This is a genomic window from Sphingomonas sp. AC411 (assembly GCF_979253035.1).
Window position 1 is genome coordinate 1,909,986 of record NZ_CEEDAQ010000001.1, and the last position, 22,327, is coordinate 1,932,312.

Annotated in this window: 20 protein-coding genes, 1 tRNA gene and 7 pseudogenes; 13 read left to right on the forward strand and 15 right to left on the reverse strand. The window is 66.8% G+C overall.

All coding sequences use genetic code 11. The annotated features are described in order from the left end of the window. Positions 1–4: 4 nt before the first annotated feature. The 3 genes from AC0IX7_RS09675 to AC0IX7_RS09685 are packed head-to-tail and all read left to right on the forward strand — an operon-like array spanning position 5 to position 2,753. Positions 5–1,534 carry a PAS domain S-box protein gene (locus AC0IX7_RS09675; RefSeq protein WP_471811601.1) on the forward strand — a complete coding sequence of 510 codons (1,530 nt, stop codon included), beginning with the start codon at positions 5–7 and terminating at the stop codon, positions 1,532–1,534. Positions 1,535–1,555: 21 nt separating this feature from the next. Continuing rightward, complete coding sequence (locus AC0IX7_RS09680; RefSeq protein ID WP_471811603.1) at positions 1,556–1,837, forward strand: hypothetical protein; 282 nt, start codon at positions 1,556–1,558, stop codon at positions 1,835–1,837. A gap of 37 nt (positions 1,838–1,874) precedes the next feature. Then, positions 1,875–2,753 (forward strand): hypothetical protein, encoded by an 879-nt coding sequence (locus AC0IX7_RS09685; RefSeq protein WP_471811605.1) that lies wholly within the window; start codon positions 1,875–1,877, stop codon positions 2,751–2,753. Between the two features lie 617 nt (positions 2,754–3,370). On the opposite strand, the gene AC0IX7_RS09690 is transcribed toward AC0IX7_RS09685, so the two are convergent. Continuing rightward, positions 3,371–3,799: a (deoxy)nucleoside triphosphate pyrophosphohydrolase gene (locus AC0IX7_RS09690; RefSeq protein ID WP_187503957.1), complete on the reverse strand. Its 429-nt coding sequence runs from the start codon at positions 3,797–3,799 to the stop codon at positions 3,371–3,373. Positions 3,800–3,830: 31 nt separating this feature from the next. Here AC0IX7_RS09690 and AC0IX7_RS09695 point away from each other — a divergent pair, with 31 nt between their 5' ends. Together AC0IX7_RS09695 and AC0IX7_RS09700 are read left to right on the forward strand one after the other, a co-directional pair. Next, a complete protein-coding gene (locus AC0IX7_RS09695; protein WP_471811607.1) occupies positions 3,831–4,034 on the forward strand; it encodes a Flp family type IVb pilin in 204 nt (67 codons plus the stop codon). A 172-nt stretch (positions 4,035–4,206) separates the two neighbouring features. After that, entirely contained in the window at positions 4,207–4,350 is a 144-nt protein-coding gene (locus AC0IX7_RS09700) for a Flp family type IVb pilin (protein WP_471813823.1), read from the forward strand. A gap of 51 nt (positions 4,351–4,401) precedes the next feature. On the opposite strand, the gene AC0IX7_RS09705 is transcribed toward AC0IX7_RS09700, so the two are convergent. From AC0IX7_RS09705 to AC0IX7_RS09720, 4 genes are all read right to left on the reverse strand, one after another. Then, the gene (locus AC0IX7_RS09705; protein ID WP_471811608.1) at positions 4,402–5,355 is read right to left on the reverse strand and encodes an acetyl-CoA carboxylase carboxyltransferase subunit alpha; all 954 of its coding nucleotides are present in this window, start codon (positions 5,353–5,355) and stop codon (positions 4,402–4,404) included. A 31-nt stretch (positions 5,356–5,386) separates the two neighbouring features. Next, positions 5,387–6,319, reverse strand: a complete 933-nt coding sequence (locus AC0IX7_RS09710) for a tyrosine-type recombinase/integrase (RefSeq protein ID WP_471811610.1) — start codon at positions 6,317–6,319, stop codon at positions 5,387–5,389. Between the two features lie 10 nt (positions 6,320–6,329). After that, the gene (locus AC0IX7_RS09715; RefSeq protein WP_471811612.1) at positions 6,330–7,982 is read right to left on the reverse strand and encodes a hypothetical protein; all 1,653 of its coding nucleotides are present in this window, start codon (positions 7,980–7,982) and stop codon (positions 6,330–6,332) included. Positions 7,983–8,164: 182 nt separating this feature from the next. Next, a complete protein-coding gene (locus AC0IX7_RS09720) occupies positions 8,165–8,299 on the reverse strand; it encodes a hypothetical protein (RefSeq protein ID WP_267904487.1) in 135 nt (44 codons plus the stop codon). Between the two features lie 98 nt (positions 8,300–8,397). Between AC0IX7_RS09720 and AC0IX7_RS09725 the strand changes: the two genes are divergently transcribed. From AC0IX7_RS09725 to AC0IX7_RS09735, 3 genes are read left to right on the forward strand one after another with little or no spacing between them, the layout of a single operon-like run. Then, entirely contained in the window at positions 8,398–8,961 is a 564-nt protein-coding gene (locus AC0IX7_RS09725; RefSeq protein ID WP_471811614.1) for a shikimate kinase, read from the forward strand. After that, positions 8,958–10,058, forward strand: coding sequence for a 3-dehydroquinate synthase (gene aroB, locus AC0IX7_RS09730; protein WP_471811616.1), 1,101 nt, complete (start codon positions 8,958–8,960; stop codon positions 10,056–10,058). The genes AC0IX7_RS09725 and aroB overlap by 4 nt, the downstream gene beginning before the upstream one ends. Next, on the forward strand, positions 10,058–10,198 hold the full coding sequence (locus tag AC0IX7_RS09735) for a DUF2256 domain-containing protein (protein WP_082444318.1): 141 nt from the start codon (positions 10,058–10,060) through the stop codon (positions 10,196–10,198). The genes aroB and AC0IX7_RS09735 overlap by 1 nt, the downstream gene beginning before the upstream one ends. An 87-nt stretch (positions 10,199–10,285) precedes the next feature. Here AC0IX7_RS09735 and AC0IX7_RS09740 read toward each other — a convergent pair whose 3' ends face one another. From AC0IX7_RS09740 to radA, 7 genes and pseudogenes are all read right to left on the reverse strand, one after another. Then, positions 10,286–10,612: a DUF423 domain-containing protein gene (locus tag AC0IX7_RS09740; protein ID WP_471811618.1), complete on the reverse strand. Its 327-nt coding sequence runs from the start codon at positions 10,610–10,612 to the stop codon at positions 10,286–10,288. After that, a pseudogene (locus AC0IX7_RS09745) lies at positions 10,609–12,367 on the reverse strand (cation:proton antiporter domain-containing protein). Before AC0IX7_RS09745 ends, AC0IX7_RS09740 begins: the two are co-directional and overlap by 4 nt. After that, positions 12,367–12,770: pseudogene (locus AC0IX7_RS09750) on the reverse strand (iron-sulfur cluster assembly scaffold protein). The pseudogenes AC0IX7_RS09745 and AC0IX7_RS09750 overlap by 1 nt, the downstream one beginning before the upstream one ends. Positions 12,771–12,792: 22 nt before the next feature. After that, positions 12,793–13,374, reverse strand: coding sequence for a CvpA family protein (locus tag AC0IX7_RS09755; RefSeq protein WP_254686951.1), 582 nt, complete (start codon positions 13,372–13,374; stop codon positions 12,793–12,795). A 60-nt stretch (positions 13,375–13,434) separates the two neighbouring features. Further along, positions 13,435–13,994, reverse strand: a pseudogene (locus AC0IX7_RS09760) (YkgJ family cysteine cluster protein). Positions 13,995–14,047: 53 nt separating this feature from the next. Then, positions 14,048–14,377 (reverse strand): annotated as a pseudogene (locus AC0IX7_RS09765) (hypothetical protein); the annotation flags it as partial. Between the two features lie 424 nt (positions 14,378–14,801). Then, a pseudogene (gene radA / locus AC0IX7_RS09770) lies at positions 14,802–16,171 on the reverse strand (DNA repair protein RadA). 103 nt (positions 16,172–16,274) lie between these two features. On the opposite strand from radA, the pseudogene AC0IX7_RS09775 reads away from it, so the two are divergent. Next, a pseudogene (locus tag AC0IX7_RS09775) lies at positions 16,275–17,415 on the forward strand (glycosyltransferase family 4 protein); the annotation flags it as partial. A 158-nt stretch (positions 17,416–17,573) separates the two neighbouring features. Here the strand turns inward: AC0IX7_RS09775 and AC0IX7_RS09780 are convergent. From AC0IX7_RS09780 to AC0IX7_RS09790, 3 genes are read right to left on the reverse strand one after another with little or no spacing between them, the layout of a single operon-like run. Next, positions 17,574–17,864 carry a DUF2218 domain-containing protein gene (locus AC0IX7_RS09780; protein ID WP_471813824.1) on the reverse strand — a complete coding sequence of 97 codons (291 nt, stop codon included), beginning with the start codon at positions 17,862–17,864 and terminating at the stop codon, positions 17,574–17,576. Then, the gene (locus AC0IX7_RS09785; protein ID WP_471811620.1) at positions 17,861–18,169 is read right to left on the reverse strand and encodes a hypothetical protein; all 309 of its coding nucleotides are present in this window, start codon (positions 18,167–18,169) and stop codon (positions 17,861–17,863) included. Before AC0IX7_RS09785 ends, AC0IX7_RS09780 begins: the two co-directional genes overlap by 4 nt. Beyond that, a complete protein-coding gene (locus AC0IX7_RS09790; protein ID WP_471811621.1) occupies positions 18,148–18,450 on the reverse strand; it encodes a hypothetical protein in 303 nt (100 codons plus the stop codon). Before AC0IX7_RS09790 ends, AC0IX7_RS09785 begins: the two co-directional genes overlap by 22 nt. A 227-nt stretch (positions 18,451–18,677) precedes the next feature. Between AC0IX7_RS09790 and AC0IX7_RS09795 the strand changes: the two are divergent. The 4 genes and pseudogenes from AC0IX7_RS09795 (at position 18,678) to AC0IX7_RS09810 (ending at position 21,837) form a co-directional block, all read left to right on the forward strand. Then, positions 18,678–19,996, forward strand: a pseudogene (locus tag AC0IX7_RS09795) (replication-associated recombination protein A). Then, positions 19,989–20,861: a hypothetical protein gene (locus tag AC0IX7_RS09800; RefSeq protein ID WP_471811623.1), complete on the forward strand. Its 873-nt coding sequence runs from the start codon at positions 19,989–19,991 to the stop codon at positions 20,859–20,861. Before AC0IX7_RS09795 ends, AC0IX7_RS09800 begins: the two are co-directional and overlap by 8 nt. Before the next feature lie 41 nt (positions 20,862–20,902). Next, a tRNA-Thr gene (locus AC0IX7_RS09805) sits at positions 20,903–20,978 on the forward strand. A gap of 307 nt (positions 20,979–21,285) precedes the next feature. After that, a complete protein-coding gene (locus AC0IX7_RS09810; protein WP_471811625.1) occupies positions 21,286–21,837 on the forward strand; it encodes a helix-turn-helix domain-containing protein in 552 nt (183 codons plus the stop codon). Positions 21,838–22,327: the final 490 nt, after the last annotated feature.

Sequence of the window (22,327 nt, forward strand, 5' to 3'; positions counted from 1 at the left end):
CCCCTTGGCGCCCGCCCTCAAGTCGCTCCGCGACTCCGCCGATCTGCGCCACCTGCGCCAGATCATCGCGGGGCTGAACGAGGGCGTGATTCTCATCGATCCCGACCAGGCGATCCTGTGGGCCAACCATGCGGCGCTCGGGATGCACGGGGTCGAATCGGTCGAGGATCTCGGCAGCACGGTCGACGATTACCGCCAGCGGTTCCAGCTGCGGTATCGCAACAACCACAAGCTGAACGACGCGGACTATCCGATCGAGCGGGTGGTGTCGGGCGAGGCGTTCTCGCAGGTGGTCGTCGAGGTCGCGGTCGCGGGTGAGCGGGAGCCGCGCTGGGTCCACCAGGTCAGAAGCCTCGTCCTCACCAACGAGGCGGAAGAGCCGGAATGCCTCGTCCTGATCATCCAGGACGTGTCGGCGCGGTTTGAGGCGGAGGACCGGTTCGAACAGTCGTTCAACGCCAATCCGGCGCCGGCAATCATCGCCCGCCTGTGCGACCTTCGTTTCGTGAAGGTCAACCAGGGCTTCATCGACATGACCGGGCATGACCGCGACGCCATCCTGTCGCGCAGTGTCTACGATATCGACGTGCTGGCGCGCGCCGACAAGCGCGACCTCGCCAAGGAGCGCCTGAAGGAGGGCCGCACCATCCCGCAGATGGAGGCCGAGCTGGACCTTCCCGGTGGCGCGACCAAGCTGGTCATCGTCGCCGGCCAGCCGATCGACATGAGCGGGCAGCCGTGCATGCTGTTCACCTTCGCCGATCTCGAACCGCGGCGGAAGGCGGAGCAGGCGCTTCGCCAGAGCGAGGAGCGGTTCACGCGGACGTTCTCGCTCGCACCCGTGGCGCTGGCGATCGGTGCGCTCGACGGCCACCGGCTGTGCGACGTGAACGAGGCCTTCACCGGCCTGACGGGCTACACCGCGGACGAGATCGTCGGGCGACCGCTCGACGAGGTCGACCTGTGGGAGACCCCGGCGCTGCGCGAGGCGATGGAAAGCGAGATCGAGGCCGGCACGCCGATCCGCGACCGCGAGGTCCGTCTCCGTCTCAAGGACGGCGAGGTCATCGACTGCATCGTGTCGACCGAACCGATCATGCTCGGCGAAGAAGCCTGCGTGCTGTGGGCGATGCGCGACATCAGTACGCGCAAGGCATCCGAGCGCGAACTGGTCCACGCGATCGAGGCGGTGATGAAGGACACGAGCTGGCTCAGCCGCTCGATCATGGAGAAGCTCGCGCGGATCCGTACGCCGCAGGTCGAGCCGATGGGCGTCGGGCTGGACGAACTGACTCAGCGCGAGCGCGAGGTGCTGGCGCTGATCTGTCGCGGGCTCGACGACAAGTCGATCGCGCGCACGCTCAACGTATCCGGCAACACCGTGCGCAACCACGTCGCACGGATCTATTCGAAAATCGGCGTCAACCGTCGCAACGCCGCCGCCGCATGGGCGCGCGCACGCGGCTTCGACGGGGACTCCATGCCGGCACCTACGCCGCGCGCCGATGCACAATCCTTGGAGGCGACGGCATGACCCGCGCAAAAGATCTCAAGCATGACGATCTCGGTCAAGGACGCGTCGTCCCAAGATGCGTCGTCGCAGAACGGGGACGTCACTCCCGCTGAGGAGCGTGCACGCGTTCGCCAGGCCCGGGAATCGGTGCAGGATGCGATCGGCAAGATCATCGGCGAGCCGCTCGGCGAACGGCCGGACGACGATGCCGCCACCGCTGAAGCCGACGCCGACGCCGACCGCGACGGCAAGGACGATGCGCGAAAGCCCGTCTCGCCGCCGGTGAAGCGCGGAAACCGCATCGACGAGAACGGCGCAGACTGACGCCGTCGTTCGACAGTTTTTTATAACAGGAGTATTTATGGCTACCCATCTGACGCCCGGCGGTCTGCCGGTCGATGACATTCGCTATGCGAAGACCCCGACGCGCATATCCTGGGGTGCGATCTTCGCGGGCGTCGTGATCGCGATCGCGGTCCAGCTCGTGCTCGGCATCCTCGGGACCGGCATCGGTCTCAGCCTCGTCGATCCGGTCGAGGGCACCACGCCGGGGGCGGCCGGGTTCGGCATCGGCGCAGGCATCTATTGGGTGATCACGACGGTCATCGCACTCGGCGCAGGCGGTTATGCCGCAGCACGCGTCGCCGGCGTCCAGGATCGTTTCGACGGCCTGGTCCACGGCCTGGTCGTGTGGGGCGTCACGCTGATCCTCACCCTGTACCTGCTCACCTCGGCGGTCGGCGGCATCATCGGTGGTGCATTCCGCACCGTCGGCTCGGTCGCGTCCGCAGCGGGCACGGGCATCGGCGCCGCAGCACCCAAGGTCGCAGACGTCGCGAATGTCGACGTGACCGACGTCCGCGAGGAAGCTGCCGAGTATCTGTCGGACGCGCCGTCGGATCCCGCGCAGATGACGCCTGAGCAGGCGCAGAAGGAAATCGCCAAGCAGCTACCGGCGCTTGCCCGTGGTGGCCAGGACGGTGCGCAGGCCGAAAGCCGGATCGTCGACATCGTCGCCGCCCAGCGCAAGATCAGCCGCCCCGAGGCCCAGGCCCAGGTGACGCGCGCCAAGGCACAGTTCGTGAAGACCAAGAACGACACGATCGAGACCGCCAAGTCGGCCACCGACGCAGCCGCCGGTGCCGCTGCCGGGACGTCCTTCATGGTCGTCATCGCGTTGCTGATCGGTGCCGCCGCCGCAGGCTTCGGCGCAACCGCAGCAGCACGTCGTCGCGTGTAACTGCTGATATCGGCATCTGATACCGATCGGCGCGATGCCGGGTAGAACCGGCATCGCGCCACTCTCAACGGTCAGCGTGTCTAGGGCGGCGCTCCAACAGCGATGTTGGGGCGCCGCCTTTCGATATGCGGGACCGCCTGCTGCAAATCCGTTCGGACGGACCGTGATCGCCGGACGTGGAGAATGACGATTATGAACGTTTCCCGTGACGACGCACTGTCGCTTCGCTCGGCAATCGCGTGGGCATTGCATCTTGCCGATGCGCAGGACGACACGCTGGTCGCTGCGATCCTCGCCAACGCGCTGGAAACGGCGGAACGGTCTGGCGCCGGATCGCTTGGCACCGATGCGTGTCGGGCCGATCTTGCGGGAAACGGCTCGCGCGAGAAAAGGAATAACGCGTGCGAGCCGCAGTCCGGATGGCCGGCTGCGGTCTTGGGGACGCTTGCCGACGACGCGATCATGCTCCGGCGCGTCGCCCGGATCAAGCGGATATTTGAACACGGAGTATGCCGATCCGCCATGGTGACGAGCCATTGGTGGAGCGACGGACCGACATACCCTCGCTTAAATCGATAAACCCTTGAATTGGGTGCATATCGTCGGTGATTTTGCGGTCAGATCAGCGCATCGAGCAGGCCGATCAACGGACGATCCGCGGGCGGCATGGCGAGGCCGTGCATGTCCGCCGGCCGGACCCAGCGCAGCGCGGACGCCTCGAGCGCGCGCGGCACGCCACTCCATTTGCGTGTGATATACAGTAATAATAACAGGTGACGCTCCCCCAACCCCGCACTCGCAAACGCCGCGGGGGCCAAGCAGGCATGCGGCACGGCAATGCCCAGTTCCTCCTCCAGTTCGCGGATCAGTGCGGCTTCCGGCGTCTCGCCCGCTTCGACCTTGCCGCCCGGAAACTCCCACAGACCGGCGAGCGATTTTCCTTCCGGACGCTGCTGCAGCAGGACGCGCCCGTCCAGATCGACCAGTGCGGCGGCGACGACGGGTAGCAGCAACGATCCCGCCGTACCGGATTGTATGTTGGTCATTCCTTAAGCTCCTCACGACTAGACCAGCCCGATGAGGCCGAGAGATTTCGCAACGTCCCCGATCATCCGAACGATCGCGCGTGCGTTGCGCCAGCAGCGCGGTGCGACGGCGATCGAATATGGCCTGATCCTCGCCGTTATGGTGATCGCGATGATCGTCGGCCTGACCGCATTGGCCGACTCGACCACGGGTATGTGGAACACCGTCGACACCAAGGTCCGTGCCGCCCGCTGACCCGGAAAGAAACCGGGTCACCTTAAACCTTTCTCAACTCACCGCTTGTAGTTCTCGAACTGCTGATCCGGCCCGTCCGGTCCAGCCGGGTGACACTGAAGCAATCCAACGATGGAGACCGGAATGAAGACGATTCTGCAAGTTTTTCAAGAACAGCAAGGGCGCGACCGCAATCGAGTACGGCCTGATCGCCGCGCTGATCGCCGTTGCCGCCATCGCTGCGATGCAGGGCCTGGGCAACAGCCTCAGCGGCACGTTCAACAACGTCGGCACGAAGCTTAATGCGTCGACGACGAGCAGCACGACTGGCAAGTAACGCCATCTAGGTGGCCGGCGGAGGGTATTTCAGCCCTCCGCCGACCGTCTATCAGACCTGAAGGCGTCCCATCTTCAGGAATTTCGCTTGGCGATCCTTGCGCAGGTCGGCAGGCGCAAGCATCACCAGATCGTCGAGCGCCGACGACAACGCGTCGCCCAGGGCATCGATCGCCGCGACCCGGTCGCGGTGCGCGCCGCCCAGCGGTTCGGCGACGATATCGTCGATGACGCCGAACGCCTTCAGGTCCTGCGCAGTGATCCGCATCGCTTCGGCAGCTTCGGGTGCCTTGTCGGCGGTGCGCCACAGGATCGAGGCGCAACCCTCGGGGCTGATCACCGAATAGACCGCATGTTCGAACATCAGCACGCGGTTGCCCGCCGCGAGCGCGACCGCGCCGCCCGAACCGCCCTCGCCGACGATTGCCGCGACGATCGGCACGCCGGCGTTGAGGCAGGCCTCGGTCGATCGGGCGATCGCCTCGGCCTGGCCGCGCTCTTCGGCCTGGATGCCGGGGAACGCGCCGGAGGTGTCCACCAACGTTACGATCGGCAGGCCGAATCGGTTGGCGAGTTCGACCAGGCGGATTGCCTTGCGATACCCCTCGGGCTTGCCCATGCCGAAATTGTGACGGAGGCGGCTGGCGGTGTCGTCGCCCTTCTCATGGCCGAGCACCATGATTTTCCGCCCGCGGAACGTCGCGAAGCCGCCGAGGATCGCCTGGTCGTCGCCGAACGCGCGGTCGCCGGCGAGCGGCACGAACTCGTCGAACAGCGCGGCGACGTAATCCTTGAAGTGCGGACGCTCGGGATGGCGCGCGACCTGCGTCTTCTGCCACGGGGTCAGCCGCGCGAAGGTGTCCTTCAGCAGCTTGTCGGACTTCGCCTGCAGACGGGCGATGTCGGCGGCGAGGTCGACGCTGCCTTCGGCGGCGGTGTCGCGGAGTTCGTCGATCCGGCCCTGGAGTTCGGCGATCGGTTTCTCGAAGTCGAGGAAGCTTGGCATGTGCGGCGGTTACGGCGCGGGCGCGTCCGCGTCAACGAGGTGGCAGGTCTGCCAGCGGGTGACGCGTGTTGACGAGTTCAACGAGGCGGCTCGAATCGACGTGCGTGTAGATCTCGGTGGTGGCGATATCGGCGTGGCCGAGCATCGATTGCAGCGCGCGCAGATCGGCGCCGCCGGCGAGTAAATGCGTCGCGAAGGCGTGGCGCAGGACGTGCGGGCTGACACGGTCGGGCGGGATGCCGGCCTCGGCGGCGAGCGCCTTGACCAGCTGGTACAGGCGGATGCGCGAGAGGTGGCCCTTGCCCGAGGGGAACAGCCATAGACGGTCCGCCGCGACATGGGTCCGCCATACCGCAACTGCCGCTCGCGCGCGGTCGGAGATGGGAACGAGCCGCTCACGCCCGCCCTTGCCGCGCAGGATCAGGAACGGGCGATCGGGATGGACCGCATTGCGCGGCAGGCTGACGAGTTCGGTCGCGCGCAGGCCGGAGCCGTAGAGCAGTTCGAACAACGCCGAGAGCCGCAAGTCGTTGGGATCGAGCGGATCGCGCGCCGCGCGTTCAGCGATCGCCGCGAACAGCCGGTCGATATCGGCGTGGCTCAACACCTTGGGCAAGGTGCGTGCGGTACCGGGACGGGGCAGCGCCTTGCCGGGATCGTCGGCGCGGTGGCCTTCGTCGGCGAGGAACGCGAAGAAGCGGCGCAGCGACGCCGACTTTCGCCCGACGGTCGAGCGGGACAGCGCCGACCAGCCGCCCGCCAGTTTCGCCAGCGTATCCACATCGGCATCGACCAACCCGCCGTCGAGCGCCTGCGAGGCGAGCGTCAGGTCGCTGCGATAGGCGGCGACGGTGTTGGCCGCCGCCCCCGCCTCCGCGGTCATCATCTCCAGGAACCGATCGATCAGCGCACGGTCGACGGCGTGGGTCACGTTCTGGCAGCCGGCGTGATCACGGTCGGGCACCCGGCGTGGGTCACGCCCTGGCAATCGCCTCGGCGGCGATCATCCGCGCTTCGCCGTCGAGCCCCACGGCACGCAGCGCGCCGACGATCCGGTACAGCGCCTCGGGCGGGATATCCTTCCAGCCGGACGCCTGCATGCCGATCGCGGCGAGCACGACGACCGTCCCCGGCTGACCGGCGCGCGCGGCGCGGTCGAGCGCGCGGGTCCAGGCATTGTCCGCCCCGATGCGGACACCGAGCGACTGCGCAGCGCGCTCGATATCGCCGGAGGCGAGCCGGCCCAGGCCCGCGAGCCCCGCGAACAACATGCGCTGCTTCAACGCCGAATCGCCTTCGCCGCCCGAATAGGAGGCAAGATCGGAATAGCTGAGCCGGCGATACGCGTCGGGATCGCTGAGCATGATCATCGCCCAGGCGTCGCCACCTGCCGGCACCGTCCCGAGCCACCGCGCGGCGGTGCGATCGAGCCCGGCGGACAGCATCGACGCGACCAGATGGTCCGCCTCGGCCTTCGCCAGCGCCGGGTTCATCCGCGCCGCAGCCCGCGCGGTCAGCACGAGCCTTGCGTAGGACGGCCGCGTGGCCGCCCCGCCCCACAATTGGCGCAACGCATTCAGCCGCGCATCGGGACTGCGATCGGCATAGGCGGTCTGGAGATCGTTGGCGGTCGCGGTCGCCGAGCTTTGCGTATCGTCGTCGGTCGAGGCGGCGGCGTAGAGATCGACCAGCGCGGCGCTGGAGAGCACTCCCTGCCCTGCCGCGGACTCCGCCGGTGCCAGCCGGGCCCCGAGTGGAACCGACGGCGACAGCGCCTGCCAATAGCGAACCTGAGGCCCGGCACTCGCATACAACTCGTCCGGCACCGCGACGCCGGTCGCCATCGCTAGGCCGAACCGCCATGCGGTAAGCTGGTCGACGCCGTCCCATTCGATCGTCACCGCCTGGCGACCCTGCGCGCCGGCGCCGACGACCTTCTGCGCGAGCAGCATGTCGATGCCGCTGGCGACGTTGCGACGCTTGGCGGTCGCGATCAGCGGGGTCGCCTGCGCAGGGTTGCCCGACAGCCCGGCGCAGATCGCCTGTGCCATCGTCCAGCCGCGCGCCGGCGCATAGCGCATCGCGCCGGGCACGAGCGGGCAGAAGCCGGCCGGATCGCCCGTCGCCAGCGAGGCGTTCATCGCGACCTGGTACAGTTTCGGCGTGTAGTTATCGGTGTCGACGCTCTGCGTGACCGCCCGCGCAGCGACCGATTCGCCCATTCGCAGCAGCAACCAAGCGCGCTCGGCCGCGAAGTCCGCGCCGTTGGTGCGGCTCGGCGTATCGACGCGCGACACCAGCGCCCGCCGCAGCAGGATCGACATCCAGCGCGACGGCAGCGGCGCGGTCAGCCGGCGCATCAGTGTCTCGACATACTGGCCATCGGCCTCGCCGAACGCATTCGTGTCGAGCCCGCCCTCGCTCGCGGTGACCGGACCGACCGTCTCGAGCGACCGCCGCGCGGATTCCGGCATCTCGTAGCGCGCGAGCACCGCCGGATCGACAGGCGTCGGCGTGGCGGCGGGCAGCGTCGCCGCGCCGTCCGCCGCGGTCGACGGCAGCGGCTGGATCATCGCGCTGGGCGGCAGCGGTTGCCCCGGCGTCGGCGTCGGCGTCGGTGACTGCATTGGCGACGGCGCGGGCGTTGCCGGCCGCGCAGGTTGCGTGCCGGCCGGGGGCCGGGCGTGGTGCAGGCGCAGGCGTCGGTTCGCCGAAGCCCGGTGGCAGGATCGATTCGGGGCGATCCTGGCCGATCGCGGGTGCCAGCGCAGAAAGAGCCCCGACGGCGACAGCCGCCGCCAGCGTGGCCTTAAGAGAGGTTCGCAAGCGTCACGGCCTTCTCGACGCGGCTCTGCGGACGCTCGGTCGCGCGGCCCGCCAGCAGGAACAGGCCGCCGACTACGACCACAAGAACGACGACGACCGAAACGATGAAACGGGACATACGACGCAACCTTGTAGTGGACGGGGTAGTGAACGGGCAAAAGATCGAGCGCCAAGAGCTTTGCCCTCGCGCGGTGCCGCTGTATAGCGCGGGCTACGATGTTGCAAAGCCACAACCCTTCAGGCGGGCCTGCCGGCCGTCGCCGCCCTGCCCCGATCGATCGCCCGATCGTGCTCGTCGGGCTGATGGGCGTCGGCAAGACCACCGTCGGCCGCCGCCTAGCGCTGCGCATGAACCTGCCGTTCGTCGATGCCGATCACGAGATCGAGGCGGCATCGGGCATGACCGTCGCCGAGATCTTCGCCAAATACGGCGAGGAGTATTTTCGTGACGGCGAACGTCGCGTGATCGCACGGCTGATCGACGGCACGCCGAAGGTCATCGCGACCGGCGGCGGCGCGTTCATCAACGACGACACGCGCACGCTGATCCTGCGCGACGCGATCTCGGTGTGGCTCAGCGCGCATCCGGACATTCTGGTCGAGCGTGTCGGCCGCCGCGACAGCCGCCCGCTGCTGCGCAACCGCGACGCGGGGAAAGTGCTCGCCGAACTGGCGCGCGTCCGCAACCCGATCTACGCGCAGGCGCACATCCATATTGTCAGCAACAAGACGCCGCACGAAGCGACCGTCGCCGCTATCCTGAGGGCGCTTGGCCGATGAAGACCGTTATTGTTGAGTTGGGCGCTCGGACCTATCCGATCCATATCGAAGCAGGGATTCTCGCGCGCGCAGGTGCGTTTCTCGCGCCGCTCGCGAAGGGCCGGCGCGTGGCGATCGTCACCGACGAGAATTTGTCGGGTCATCTCGCGACGTTGCAAACCTCGCTGACCGAGGCGGGGATCGCATCCGAGGCGATCGTCCTCGCCCCCGGCGAAGGCAGCAAGAGCTGGGCGACGCTGGAAATGCTGTGCGACCGGCTGCTCGGGCTCGGTGTCGAGCGCGGCGATCATGTCGTTGCACTGGGCGGCGGCGTGATCGGCGACCTCGTCGGGTTCGCGTGTTCGATCCTGAAGCGCGGCTGCAACTTCGTCCAGATTCCGACGAGCCTGCTCGCGCAGGTCGACAGTTCGGTCGGCGGCAAGACCGCGATCAACACGCGCGCCGGCAAGAATCTGATCGGCGCATTCCACCAGCCGGTTATGGTCCTGATCGACCCGCAGGTGCTCGACACGCTGCCGATCCGCGAGGTGCGCGCAGGCTATGCCGAGGTCGTGAAATACGGGCTGATCGACGACTTCGCGTTCTTCGAATGGTGCGAGACGAATGGTGTCGCGTTGCTCGCGGGCGACCTGGCGCTGCGCGAATACGCGATCGCGCACAGTGTCTCGGCCAAGGCGCGGATCGTCGCGGCGGACGAGCATGAAACGAACGGGACGCGTGCTCTGCTCAATCTGGGTCACACGTTCGGCCATGCGCTGGAGGCGGAGACCGGGTTCTCGCAGGCGCTGATCCACGGCGAAGGTGTCGCGGCGGGGTGTTCGCTCGCGTTCGGGTTTTCCGCCGCTCAGGGGATCTGTTCGGGTCAGGATGCGGAGCGTGTAGCGGCGCATTGGCGCGCTGTCGGACTGCCCGATGGGCTAGCAGCCGCGAAGATCGACGCCAGCGGCGCACGGCTCGTCGATCACATGCGCCACGACAAGAAGATGGCCGCGGGGACGCTGCCGTTCCTGCTCGCGCGCGGCATCGGCCAGACGTATCTCGACAAGACCGTCGACCTCGCCGAGGTCGAGGCGTTCCTCGACGCGCAGCCCCGCTGATGCCGAACGGCGTCGCCAAGCAGAACCTGCCGACCAAGGTCTGTCCGGCATGCGAGCGGCCGTTCACGTGGCGCAAGAAATGGGCGCGGGACTGGGACAGCGTGATCTACTGCTCCGACGCTTGCCGGAAGAAGCGCTGACGTTGAACTAGTAAAGTAGATTGTTCACCCGCGAAGGCGGGTGCCCGGACTGGGTCCCCGCCTTCGCGGGGAAACAAGCTTTCGCAGCTATCCCCGGGCACTCCAAGCCAGCCACAGCCACCCACCGATCAGCAGCGCCCCGCCGATCGGCGTGATCGCGCCGAACCAGCGCGGCGCCCCCAGCGCCATCGCATACAGCGTCAGCGCGAAGATCGCCGCGCCAATGACGAACAGCCACGCCGGCCCCCGCGTCTCCATCCGGACCGCCACCAGCGCCGCGACCACGTGGACCAGCTGATACTGCGCGCCGGTCCTCAGCCATTCCGCCGCCGAGCCACTCGCGCCGTGTGCGCCGAACGCCCCCGCCGCGACCGCTATCGCGCCCGACAAGGCCGCAAGAATGGCGATAATCATTGCGAATCATTCCCCCAGGGAAACCGCTTGGCAGTCTCGGCGCGCGCCGCGCGCATGTCGCCCGAGTCGATCTGCAACTGCAACCGCTCCTTGTCGCGCGACCGGTATTGCTCCTCCGCGCGGTCGATATCGGTCGGCGACACGTCGAGCCCCGCAACGCGAGCCGTGCCATCTTCACCGCCGATTCGAGCACCTCGCGCACGACTGCGGTCGCCGACGTGTTCTTCAGCTTGACCAACGCGCGGCGATCGAAGGCGCGAACGTAGATCGCGGCTTTCGGGAACGCCTCGTGCACGCCCTCGATCGTGTCGGGATCGAGCTGGTCGCCGTCCATGCAGAAGCAAATGATCTCCGCCTCCGCCGCACCCGCCTGCCGCAACAGATCGAGCCGCGTACCGTCGCCGTAATAGACCTTCGCGCCGAACTCGCCGGCGATGTCGATCATCTCGATATCGGTGTCGATCAGCGTCACCGGGATGTCCTGCGCGAGCAGCATCTGGCCGACCGTCTGACCGAACCGCCCGTACCCGACGATGATCGCATTGGCGCCGTCGACCTTCGGCCCGTCGCGCTCCTGGTCCTTGGCGATCGGCTCGGTGCGGAAACGCTTGGTGATGCCCATCAGGAACGGCGTGGTCGCCATCGATAGCGTGATGATCGCGCCGAACAGGCTGGCCGCCTGCGGTTCGATCAACAGCCCCGCCTGCGCCTGCGCGAACAGCACGAACCCGAACTCGCCGCCCTGGCTGAGCAGCAGGCCCAGCGCGAACGCCTGCCGCCATGTCATCTTGAATGCCATACCGATGAGCATGATCACGCCGGTCTTGGTCAGGATCAGCGCCGCGGCCATCGCCATCACGAACAGTGGCCGCTCGGCGATCGCGTTGAGGTCGAGCACCATGCCCACCGCGAGGAAGAACAGCCCGAGCAGGATCGAGCGGAACGGCTCGACATCGGCTTCCAGCTCGTGGCGATACGGGCTGTCCGCGAGCATTACGCCGGCGATGAACGCGCCGAGTGCGGTCGACAGCCCGAGCCATTCCATGATCGCGGCGCTGGCGATCACCGTGAAGAGACCCGCAAACACGAACATCTCGCGCTCGCCGAGATTGCCGATCAGGCGGAAGAACGGCCGCAACAGGAAGCGTCCTGCGATGATCAACCCGCCGACCGCGAGCACCGTATAAATCGCCAGCAGCCACCCCGGCGGCGCGTTGGCATCCGCCGGGTTGCGGCTCATCGCCGCGACGATCGTGATCAAGGGGACGATCGAGAGGTCTTGGAACAGCAGGATCGAGAAGGCACGCTCACCAAAGGAGTCCGCATCCGGCCCGACGAGCGCAGCATCGGCAGCACCTGCGCGGTCGACGACAAGGCGAGCGGGAGGCCGAGCGCGAGCGCGGCGGGCAGCGAGAACTTCGCGCCGATCCAGACGATAGCGGTGATCGCCAAGCCGCAGATCGCGACCTGCAGCAATCCGAGCCCGAAGATCTCGTGCTTCATCCGCCACAACCGCGCCGGATTGAGTTCGAGACCGACGATGAACAGGAGCAGCGTGATGCCGAGTTCGGCGAACCCTAGCTTCGACTCCGCATCGCCGACTAGCCCGAGCACATGCGGCCCGACGACCGCGCCCGCGACGAGATAGCCCAGCGTCGCCCCCAGCCCGAGCCGCCGGAACAGCAGCACGAACATGAGGCCGAACCCGAGCAGTACGACACCGTCCCGCAACAGCGACGGCGACGCCTCCGCCATCAGACTTTCGCCTTTGCAGCGGTATCGGCAGCCTCGGCTGCAGCTTCGAACGCGAGCCGGATCGAGGGGTGGCGCGCGGTGTAGTCGAGCGCGGGGTGAAGATATCCATTCCCGGCCAATCGGGCGCATCGCCCTCGCGCGCAAGCCATGCGGTCAACGCATCGCGCGTCGCGGCGAGTTCGGCGGGGGTGCGGCCGAGGATATTCGCCGCGAGCAATGACGACGATGCCTGGCCGAGCGCGCAGGCGCGGACCAACAGGCCGACCTCGCTGACGCGGCCGGCATCGTCTACCGCGACGTCGATCGTCACCCGGCTCCCGCAGATCGGCGAGCGTTTCTCGGCGGTCCCCATCGGCTCGGGAAGGCGTTCGTGATGCGGGATCGTTGCGGCGAGGCGCAGGATCTCGGCATTGTAGAGGGAGCGCTCATGACTTCGGCTCGCTTGCGTTTTCGGATCGGGAAGGGTCGGATCTGGAAGGCGGGGTGGTTGCGCCGAAGACGGGTTTGCCGCGACGACGGCGGTCGACGAAATCGGCGATGCTCGCGCTGGTCGCGTTGAGCAGCGGATAGGTGCGCGACGTCGTCATCCAGCCGGGCCGGCGCGAGGCTCCACCGCCCATCGTGTCGATGACCAGCGTCGCGAGCAGGAAGACGAGGCTGGCGAGAATCAGGCCCTTCAGCGCGCCGAACCCGAAGCCAAGCGCACGGTCAACCGGACCAAGGATCGAAGTCCGCGTCCGCGCGCCGATCGCGTTGGCGACCAGCCGCCCGCCGATATAGGTGACGCCGGTGATGATCGCGAACGCGAGCACCGCAGCACCGCCGACGGTACCGACCACCGGCGAAAGCGCGGCGGCGAGCGGGATGTGGAACAGCTTCAGCATCGCGACCATCGCCACCCAGGCGAACATCGATAGCACTTCGGTCACGAACCCGCGGACCAGCCCCAGCACCGCGGACCCGGCGACGGCGATCAGGACGACGATGTCTAGGGCAGTGAGGTTCATGCGCTCTGGAATAGGGACGCAGGGGCCGAACCGCTGAGTGCATGCTGCGACCGACGCGTCCTAGCGGTTCAGGCCGAACACGCCGTAGCGTTCGCGCCATGCGGCGACTTCGTCCTGCAGATGCGGGGTGCAGCCTCTCCGGAAAGGACGAAGCGGGCGACGTCGTTGTCGGGATGCATCAGCATTTTCTTCGACCCGTCACTGAACCAGACCGGGACCAGTTGGTCGCACACGCTGTCGAGTACGGTCGCCGCCATGCCATTCGTGATCGCGTCGCTGCCGGCGAGCACGCGGACGTTGATCGAGACGCCTTCCAGGCAGTTCTTCGGTTTATTGACGAAATTGAGCGAGACGAGCAGCCCGGACCGGTCGGGCCGGGCCTCGTCGAGGAGGCTCGCAACCCGTCGCCAGGCGCAGAACCAGGTTCGGCAGATGCGTGGGCGGACGGCATGGATACCGCAGCCTTGTTCGCAGAGGTGGATACACGGCGTTCCCGCGGGTTTGGCGAACTCCGGCGTATCTACCGTCAGCTCGGTGCAGCACGCGGTGCAATCCCCGCACTCCCGATCTGGCAGAATCGATCCCAGCAGCGTGGTTTCCAGATCGGCTTGGGGCTGCATCTGCGCGCGCGGGTCCGTCGGGGTCGGGGTTTCACGCCGATCCACGGTTCAATTCCTTCGGAATCCACCGTGAAGACCATCGGCTTGCCGCGCGACATCGGCTCCCACCCCGCAGCCAACGCGGCTCGCACCCCGCGAGCGATCGTCGCGTCGTCGATCTGCAGCCGCCCGCGCGGCAAGCCCTTCAACAGGCGTTTCGGCGCGGGGAACTCGAGCAGGGCTTCGCGTTTGGCATCGTCCTGCAACAGCGAGATCGTCATGCCCTTCCAGCCATCGGCATCCGTGTGTTGCGGCTCGCGCTGGAGATGCCAGTCGTATCGGGTGCCGTCGACCTCGACGGTACCGGTGTTGCTTTGGTGTTCGACATGCTGGCGCCATAGCATGGCTGGCGTGAGAGGCCATGCGTTCGGGGTTGTCGCGGGTTTGCGGGCTGGGGATGCCGTTGTGTGGGGTTCGATCGCTTGGTGATCGACGACGGCCTCACCGCCCCACCCCGGCACTGCCCTACCCCGGTACCGCACCACCCCGGCGGAGGCCGGGCCCAGTTGGAAAGGTCGCGGTGATTAAGCGCGGCGGTCGCCAGCAGCGTCCCCCACCTGGGCCCCGGCCTCCGCCGGGGTGGTGGTTCATCCCTTGGATATCAGCGCCAAACGAGTCCGTGATGACGTGGTACGCTGATGGGCACGCAACCGCCCCGATTGGACCTGTCCGCAAGGCCCAACACAATGACCACCGTTACCCTGTTCTCCCGCGAAGGCGGAAGCCCAGTCTAGGTCCCGCCTTCGCGGGAAACAAGGTATTGAGCGCCTACCCACGCCCCATCATGTGATCGACGAACGACGCCAGCGTCTTGAACCCCGAGAGTTTCATCCCGCTCTTCTCCCCCGTCATCGACGCCGGCACCAGCGCGCGTTCGAAGCCGAGCTTGCTCGCCTCCTTCAACCGTAGCGGGCCATGCGCTACCGGACGGATCTCGCCCGACAGCGCGACCTCGCCGAACGCCACCGCGTCGACCGGCACCGGCCGCTCCGACATCGCCGAGATCAACGCCACCGCCACCGCGAGATCCGCCGCAGGGTCCTGCACGCGGTAGCCGCCCGCGATGTTGAGATAGACTTCGGCATTGGAGAAGCTCAGCCCGCACCGCGCCTCCAGCACGGCCAGGATCATCGCGAGACGCCCGGAGTCCCAGCCGACCACTGCGCGCCGTGGCGTCGCGCCGGACGCCAATCGCACCGTCAGCGCCTGGATCTCGACCAGCACCGGCCGCGTGCCCTCCAGCGCCGGGAACACCGTCGCACCGGTCATCGCATCGTCGCGGTGCGTCAGAAACAGCGATGACGGATTGCCGACCTCCGCCAACCCCTCGGTCTGCATCGAGAACACGCCGATCTCATCGGTCCCGCCGAAGCGGTTCTTGATCGCGCGGAGGATGCGGTACTGGTGGCTGCGCTCGCCCTCGAACGACAGCACCGTGTCGACCATGTGCTCCAGCACGCGCGGTCCGGCGATCGAGCCGTCCTTGGTGACGTGCCCGACCAGCACCACCGCCGTGCCGCGCTCCTTGGCGAAGCGGATCAGCTCCTGCGCCGACGCCCGCACTTGGCTGACCGTCCCGGGCGCGCCCTCGATCAGGTCGGAGTGCATCGTCTGGATCGAATCGATCACCAGCATCGCCGGCGGCTTCGTCTGCAACGTCGTCAGGATGTCGCGCGTCGAGGTCGCCGCGGCCAACTGGACCGGCGCGTTGCCGAGGCCCAGCCGCCGCGCGCGCAGCCGAACTTGGTCCGCAGCTTCCTCGCCCGAGACGTACGCGACCGACTGCCCCGCCAGCGCCATCTTCGCCGCAGCCTGTAACAGCAGCGTCGACTTGCCGATCCGGGATCTCCGCCGATCAGCGTCGCCGAGCCCTCGACGAAGCCGCCGCCTAGCGCACGATCGAGTTCGGCGATGCCGGTCGCCATCCGGTCGGGCAGCTTGATCTCCGCATCGAGCCCGACCAGCTGGATCGCACGTCCCCCGGTCTGGAGATTATGCTTCGAATGGAACGGCGTAGCGGCGGTGTTCGCCTCCTCGACCAGCGTGTTCCACTCGTTGCAATCGGCGCATTGCCCCGCCCAACGGTGCGACACCGATCCGCAGGACTGACACACGTAACGCTTCTGGGGTTTCGCCATGAGCCCGATGTACGAGAACGATACGGGAACATCAATGGCGAGCAGTTGTCCTATGTTGCGGATTTAGTGGCGCTTCGGTGCGCGCGGCGTTATCCGCGCGACGATGCACGCCACCGACCTGCGCATCGCCCTGTTCAGCGGCAACTATAATTACGTTCGCGATGGCGCAAACCAGGCGTTGAATTTGCTCGTCGGCCATCTGTTGTCGAAGGGCGCGACGGTGCGTGTCTATTCGCCGACCAACGCCAAGCCGGCCTTCCCGCCGACCGGCGATCTGGTTGCGGTGCCGTCGCTGCCGCTTCCCGCGGGACGCGGCGAATACAAGATGGCGCGCGGGCTGCCCGCCGCGATCCGGCGCGATCTGGATGCGTTCGCGCCGAACACGATTCACGTCTCGGCGCCCGATTTCCTCGGCCATCGCGCGATCAGTTACGGGCGGCGCAACGGCATTGCCACGGTCGCGTCGCTGCACACGCGGTTCGAGACGTATTTCCGCTATTACCGGATGGCGTTCTTCGAGCCGATCATGGTGAAAATCCTGACGCGGTTCTACAACCGGGTCGACGCGGTGTTGGTGCCGGGGCGCGGCATGGCGGAGATCGTCCGTAGCTGGGGGTGACGACGCCGACCGCGATCTGGTCGCGCGGGGTGAACCATGATCGCTTCACGCCGACGCGCCGCGATCTCGAATGGCGGCGCGCGCGCGGATTGCGGACGGCGAGGTCGCGGTCGGGTTTCTCGGGCGGCTAGTGAAGGAGAAGGGGCTCGACGTCTTCGCCGACGTGATCCGGACGCTGGAGCAGCGCGGCGTGCCGCACAAGGTGCTGGTGATCGGCGAGGGACCCGCGCGCGACTGGTTTGCCGCCCGCGTGCCGGGCGCGGTGTTCGCGGGGTTCCAGTCGGGCGACGATCTCGGCCGCGCGGTCGCGTCGATGGACGTGTTCTTCAACCCGAGCGTGACCGAGACGTTCGGCAACGTGACGCTGGAGGCGATGGCGGCGGGTGTGCCGGTGGTCGCCGCGCGCGCGTCGGGCGCGGTCGGACTAGTCGACGACGGGGTGACCGGGTTCCTCGTGCCGCCGACGGATATCGCCGGATATGCGGATGCGATCGGGCGGATCGTTTCTGAGCCGGGGCTGCGAGAGACGATGGGCTGGGCCGGGCACGACAAGGCAACCGGGTATCTGTGGGATACGATCAACCAGACGGTGCTGGACACGTATCTAGAGGTGATGGCGCGGCGGGGGCTTAACTCGCGACTGCTCCCCTCCCTGGAAGGGAGGGGTTGGGAGTGGGTCGGGTTCCGCATGTTCAGGCGTCGGTGGCTCAAACCAGCCTACCCACCCCCAGCCCCTCCCTTCCTGGCAGGGGAGCAGTTCGGGGCATTTCCTGCCTCGCGCCCTCAGACGGTCGTCCAATCAAACGTCAGCGGCGCCTCGCGGAAGGCGAAGCGGTCGAGGTGGCTCGACACCACCCCGCGCATCCGGTCGACATCCTCGCCCTCCGGCACCGTCAGCGCGACGTCGAGCGTTTCGCTGTCGGCACGCATCTCCAGCACCGCGCCGCTCGGGAAGACGATGCGGCCTTCTTCCTCCGAGAAGGTGACCTCCATCTTGTGGCTCCAATGCTTGGCCAATTGCTGGAGATACTTGCTGGCGGAATGCGTCGGCACGCTGGCGACCGAGACGCTCACTTCAAGCGCTCGATCTTCTGCGCGGCTTCGTCGAGCAGCGCCGCGACGTCGTGCAGCGTGTCCTCGTTGACGTCTTCGCGCATCAGCCGGTGCTGGAGCACCTGCCGAAGATTGCCCATCGCCCGCCGGATCGGCGCACCATCGGTCCGCTCGGACTCCGCCCCGACCGCGGCCAGCCGCGCGAACAAGCCGTCCACCACGGCCGTGTTCTCCGCCAGATGCGCGCGGCCCTCGTCGCTCGCCGCAAAACGCTTCTTCGCGCCTTCCGACTGTTGCTCCTCGATCAGCCCCATCTCGTCGAGCATGCTGAGCGTCGGGTAGACAACGCCCGGGCTCGGCGCATAGCCACCCCGGTCAGCCCCTCGATCTCGCGGATCAGGTCGTAGCCGTGGCGCGGCGCATCCGCGATCAGCTTCAGCATGACGAGCTTGAGCTCGCCGCCGTCGAACAGCCGCCGACCACGCCCACGCGGTCCGCCACCCTGTTTCCATGCCGCATGCTCGGGCCCGTGATCGCGGCCGCCATGCCGGTGACCGTCACCACGAGGGCCGCCGGTCCAGGCTCCATATCCCATACCAAAACGCATTTGAGTGTTCTCCGATATATCTTCGCTTAGAGCAGAGATATATCGCAGACTGTTTCCGGTTCAAGATGCCCGTCAGATTCGTCACCCCGGACCTGTTCCGGGGTCCACCGTTCCGCAAACTCGCCATCGATGATCGTGCGGAAGGGTGGATGCCGGAACGAGCCCGGCATGACGGAGTGTGGGTGGCAACGGATGGGCAAACCTCTCCCCGCCCCTATCTTCCGCGCATGGCCGATCTCTTCGCGGGCTTCGAACCCGCCGCCCCTACCGAAACGCACCCTGAAAACGCGCCGCTCGCCGATCGCCTACGCCCGCGTGCTCTGGACGAGGTTGTCGGGCAGGATCACATCACCGGCCCCGAGGGTGCGATCGGACGGATGGTGTCCGCGGGGCGGCTGTCGTCGATCATACTCTGGGGCCCGCCCGGCACCGGCAAGACGACGATCGCGCGCCTGCTCGCCGACGCGGTCGACCTGCGGTTCGTCGCGATCTCGGCGGTGTTCTCCGGCGTCGCGGACCTCAAGAAGTCGTTCGCCGAAGCGCGCGAGCACGCCAAGATCGGCAAGCGCACCTTGTTGTTCGTGGACGAGATCCACCGCTTCAACCGCGCCCAGCAGGACGGTTTCCTGCCTTACGTCGAGGACGGCACCGTCACGCTGGTCGGCGCGACCACCGAGAACCCGTCGTTCGAACTCAACGCCGCACTGCTCAGCCGCGCGCAGGTGCTGATCCTCGAACGCCTCGGCCGCGGTGCCCTCGAACAATTGCTCGACCGCGCCGAGACGGAGATGGAGCGCGCCCTTCCCTCACCCCGCCTGCCAAGGACGCGTTGATCGCCAGCGCCGATGGCGACGGCCGGTTCCTGCTCAATCAGGCGGAGACGCTGTTCTCGGTCAACTTGCCGGAGCCGCTCGATCCCGCAGGCCTGTCGAACTTCCTGCAACGTCGCGTCGCGGTGTACGACAAGGATCGCGAGGGGCATTACAACCTGATCTCCGCGCTCCACAAATCGATCCGCGGGAGCGATCCGCAGGCCGCGCTCTATTACCTCGCGCGGATGCTGACGGCGGGCGAGGAACCGCTGTTCCTGCTCCGCCGGCTGACGCGTGCCGCGGTCGAGGATATCGGCCTCGCCGACCCTCAGGCGCTGGTGCAGTGCATCGCCGCCAAGGACACCTACGACTTCCTCGGTAGCCCCGAGGGCGAACTCGCGATCGCGCAGGCCTGCGTCTATCTCGCGACCGCGCCCAAATCGAACGCGGTCTACAAGGCGCAGAAGGCCGCGTGGAAATCGGCGCGCGAGACGGGGTCGCTGATGCCGCCCGCCTCGATCCGCAACGCGCCGACCAAGCTCATGCGCGATATCGGCTACGGCAAGGGTTACGCCTACGATCACGATACGGAAGAGGCGTTCTCAGGCTCGGACTATTGGCCCGACGAAATGAGCCCACAGACTTTCTATACCCCGACCGAACGCGGGTTCGAAAAGCGCCTGTCCGAACGTCTCGCCTATTGGGACGGCCTGCGCGCCGAGAAGAATGGCTGAAACGCGCTTCACGCGGTTTGCAGCGATCGACTGGTCCGGTGCGCAAGGGCACCGACACAAGGGTATCGCCGTCGCGATCTGCGATACAGGCGATACCGCGCCGGCGCTGGTCGAGCCACCGGAAGCGACAGCATGGTCGCGCGACGACGTGCTGGCGTGGTTGCTCGACCAGACCGAGCCGACGCTGGTCGGCCTGGACCTCTCCCCCGCCTTCCCGTTCGTAGACCAGGACGGGTACTTCCCCGGCACGCCCGGCAGTCCGCCCGACGCCCGCGCGCTCTGGGCGATGGTCGACCAAGCCTCCACCACCGACCCGCATCTTGCAGTGTCGACCCTGCTCACCGATCCGGAAATCCGCCGCCACTTCCGCCAGCACCGCGACTGCGGCGACCTCTTCCCCGGCGGCGCGGGCCGGATGCGCGTCTGCGAGCACGGCCAGCGCACGATGGGCCTGTCGCCGACGAGCTGCTTCAACCTCGTCGGCGCTGCGCAGGTCGGCAAGTCGAGCCTGACCGGCATGCGCGTGCTCCACCGCCTTGCCGGCCGCGTGCCGGTCTGGCCGTTCGATCCGCTACCGACGGATGGGCCGGTGATCGTCGAGATCTACACCACGATCGCCGCCCGTGCCGCCGGTATCCGCAAGGGGCTCAGCAAGATGCGCGACGCGGCCGCGCTCGACGCGGCGCTGGCCAATCTGGGGACCCGTCCGCACGCACCACTTGCACGCTACGACGATCACGCCACCGACGCGATCCTCACCGCCGCCTGGCTGCGTGCCAACGCGCACCGCCCCGACCTCTGGACACCGACGACGATGACGCCACATATTGCGCGAACCGAGGGCTGGACCTTCGGCGTGCCTTGAAGCATTGGGTCGCGACGCACCGGGCAGCGCCCGACGCAAGGGCCGGTTTAGCTCAGTTGGTAGAGCGCCAGTTTTGTAAACTGGATGTCGCGGGTTCGATTCCTGCAACCGGCACCACCCCACATGCGTCAACGCGTTGTTATTGCTTAACAATCTCGGCGCGATGGGCCAGCCGCTCCCTCGGCTACTCCCACATTCTGACGTGATAGGCGGCGAACAACCGCGAACAAGTGCGTCGTTGATAGCCGAATTTTCACACATCGACGGCACATCGGCTGGAGGCTCTATCTTCAGGGAAAATCGACGTTGGGCAATTTCAATCCGATCGCACCGCGAAAAGCAGCCGAGCTGGTCGACCTAGCGGACCTGGGCGATGCGTCCGCGGTCCTCGCTGACTTCGCCGTTGCCGGTTTGATCAAGGCCTATGCGCGAGATCATCGAGACTGTCGACGCCGTTGGCGTTCGTTCTGAGGTCCGCGATAGCCGGATTTCGCGCGATCTCTGGCGCCGCATCTGTGACGAAGGCAAGGTCGCCGACATATGGGCCACGGGCAGCGTTCGCCTACCCGGTTCGGACCTGCGTGGCGGCATGCCGTCGGTGAGCCTCATCGGTATCCGGTTCGACGACAAGTCGCTGCAGACGGTGATCGCTCAGCACGGCGGTGAACCATCCCCGGTCGTACAGCCACCTAAGGACGCGAGGTCCGATGCAAATCGTGCGGCCGAACTGCCCTCTGCGCTGGTTGCAACATCCTCGCCACTCCCGCCGACCGAGGCAGTCGTATCCACAAAGCGGACCCCGCAAGGACTGCCGGATGGTGCCGTAACAATCACGGTCGCTCAAGCTGAAGCCGCGCTCGGTCTCGGCCGCACCACGATCGACAAGCTGATGAAGAACGGAACGCTCGTCCGGGTCAAAGTCGGGTCTAGGACGTTAATTACGGTCGATAGCATCCGCGCGATGACAACCAATTGAAGCTGATCACGCGGGTGCAAGACTGGCCGCCTCGATCAAAAAACAGAACGATACATGTCGGCAGCTAGACAAGTCCGCTGAATCCCGTCCTACATGTGGGCCGTGGGGTAGTTTATCGATGCTATATTGCGGAAAGGGCTGGCAACCGACTGTTATTACGCGGGTCATCGAGCCGATTCTCAGCAGCACCTGTGTTGTAAAAGTGGCAACAGACGATGGGATCGCGTTCGTAAAGGGAATGGGTAATCCTCAGGGCAATGAAAGCCTAGCGCTCGAGCTCGTTGAAGCGAACTAGCCGCCCATCTCGGCCTGACGGTTCCGCCATTCGCGATCGTCGAGGTCGCCGGTCTGCGGATTGAGATGATCAACGGTCATGCCATCGGCTTCGGTCCGGCCTTCATTTCTAAGGCGTTGACAGGCGCACCCAGCGACGCCGGGGAACCTTCTTAAAGCGATTAGCGAACATCCAAGACGTAGCGCTGCTGGTGGC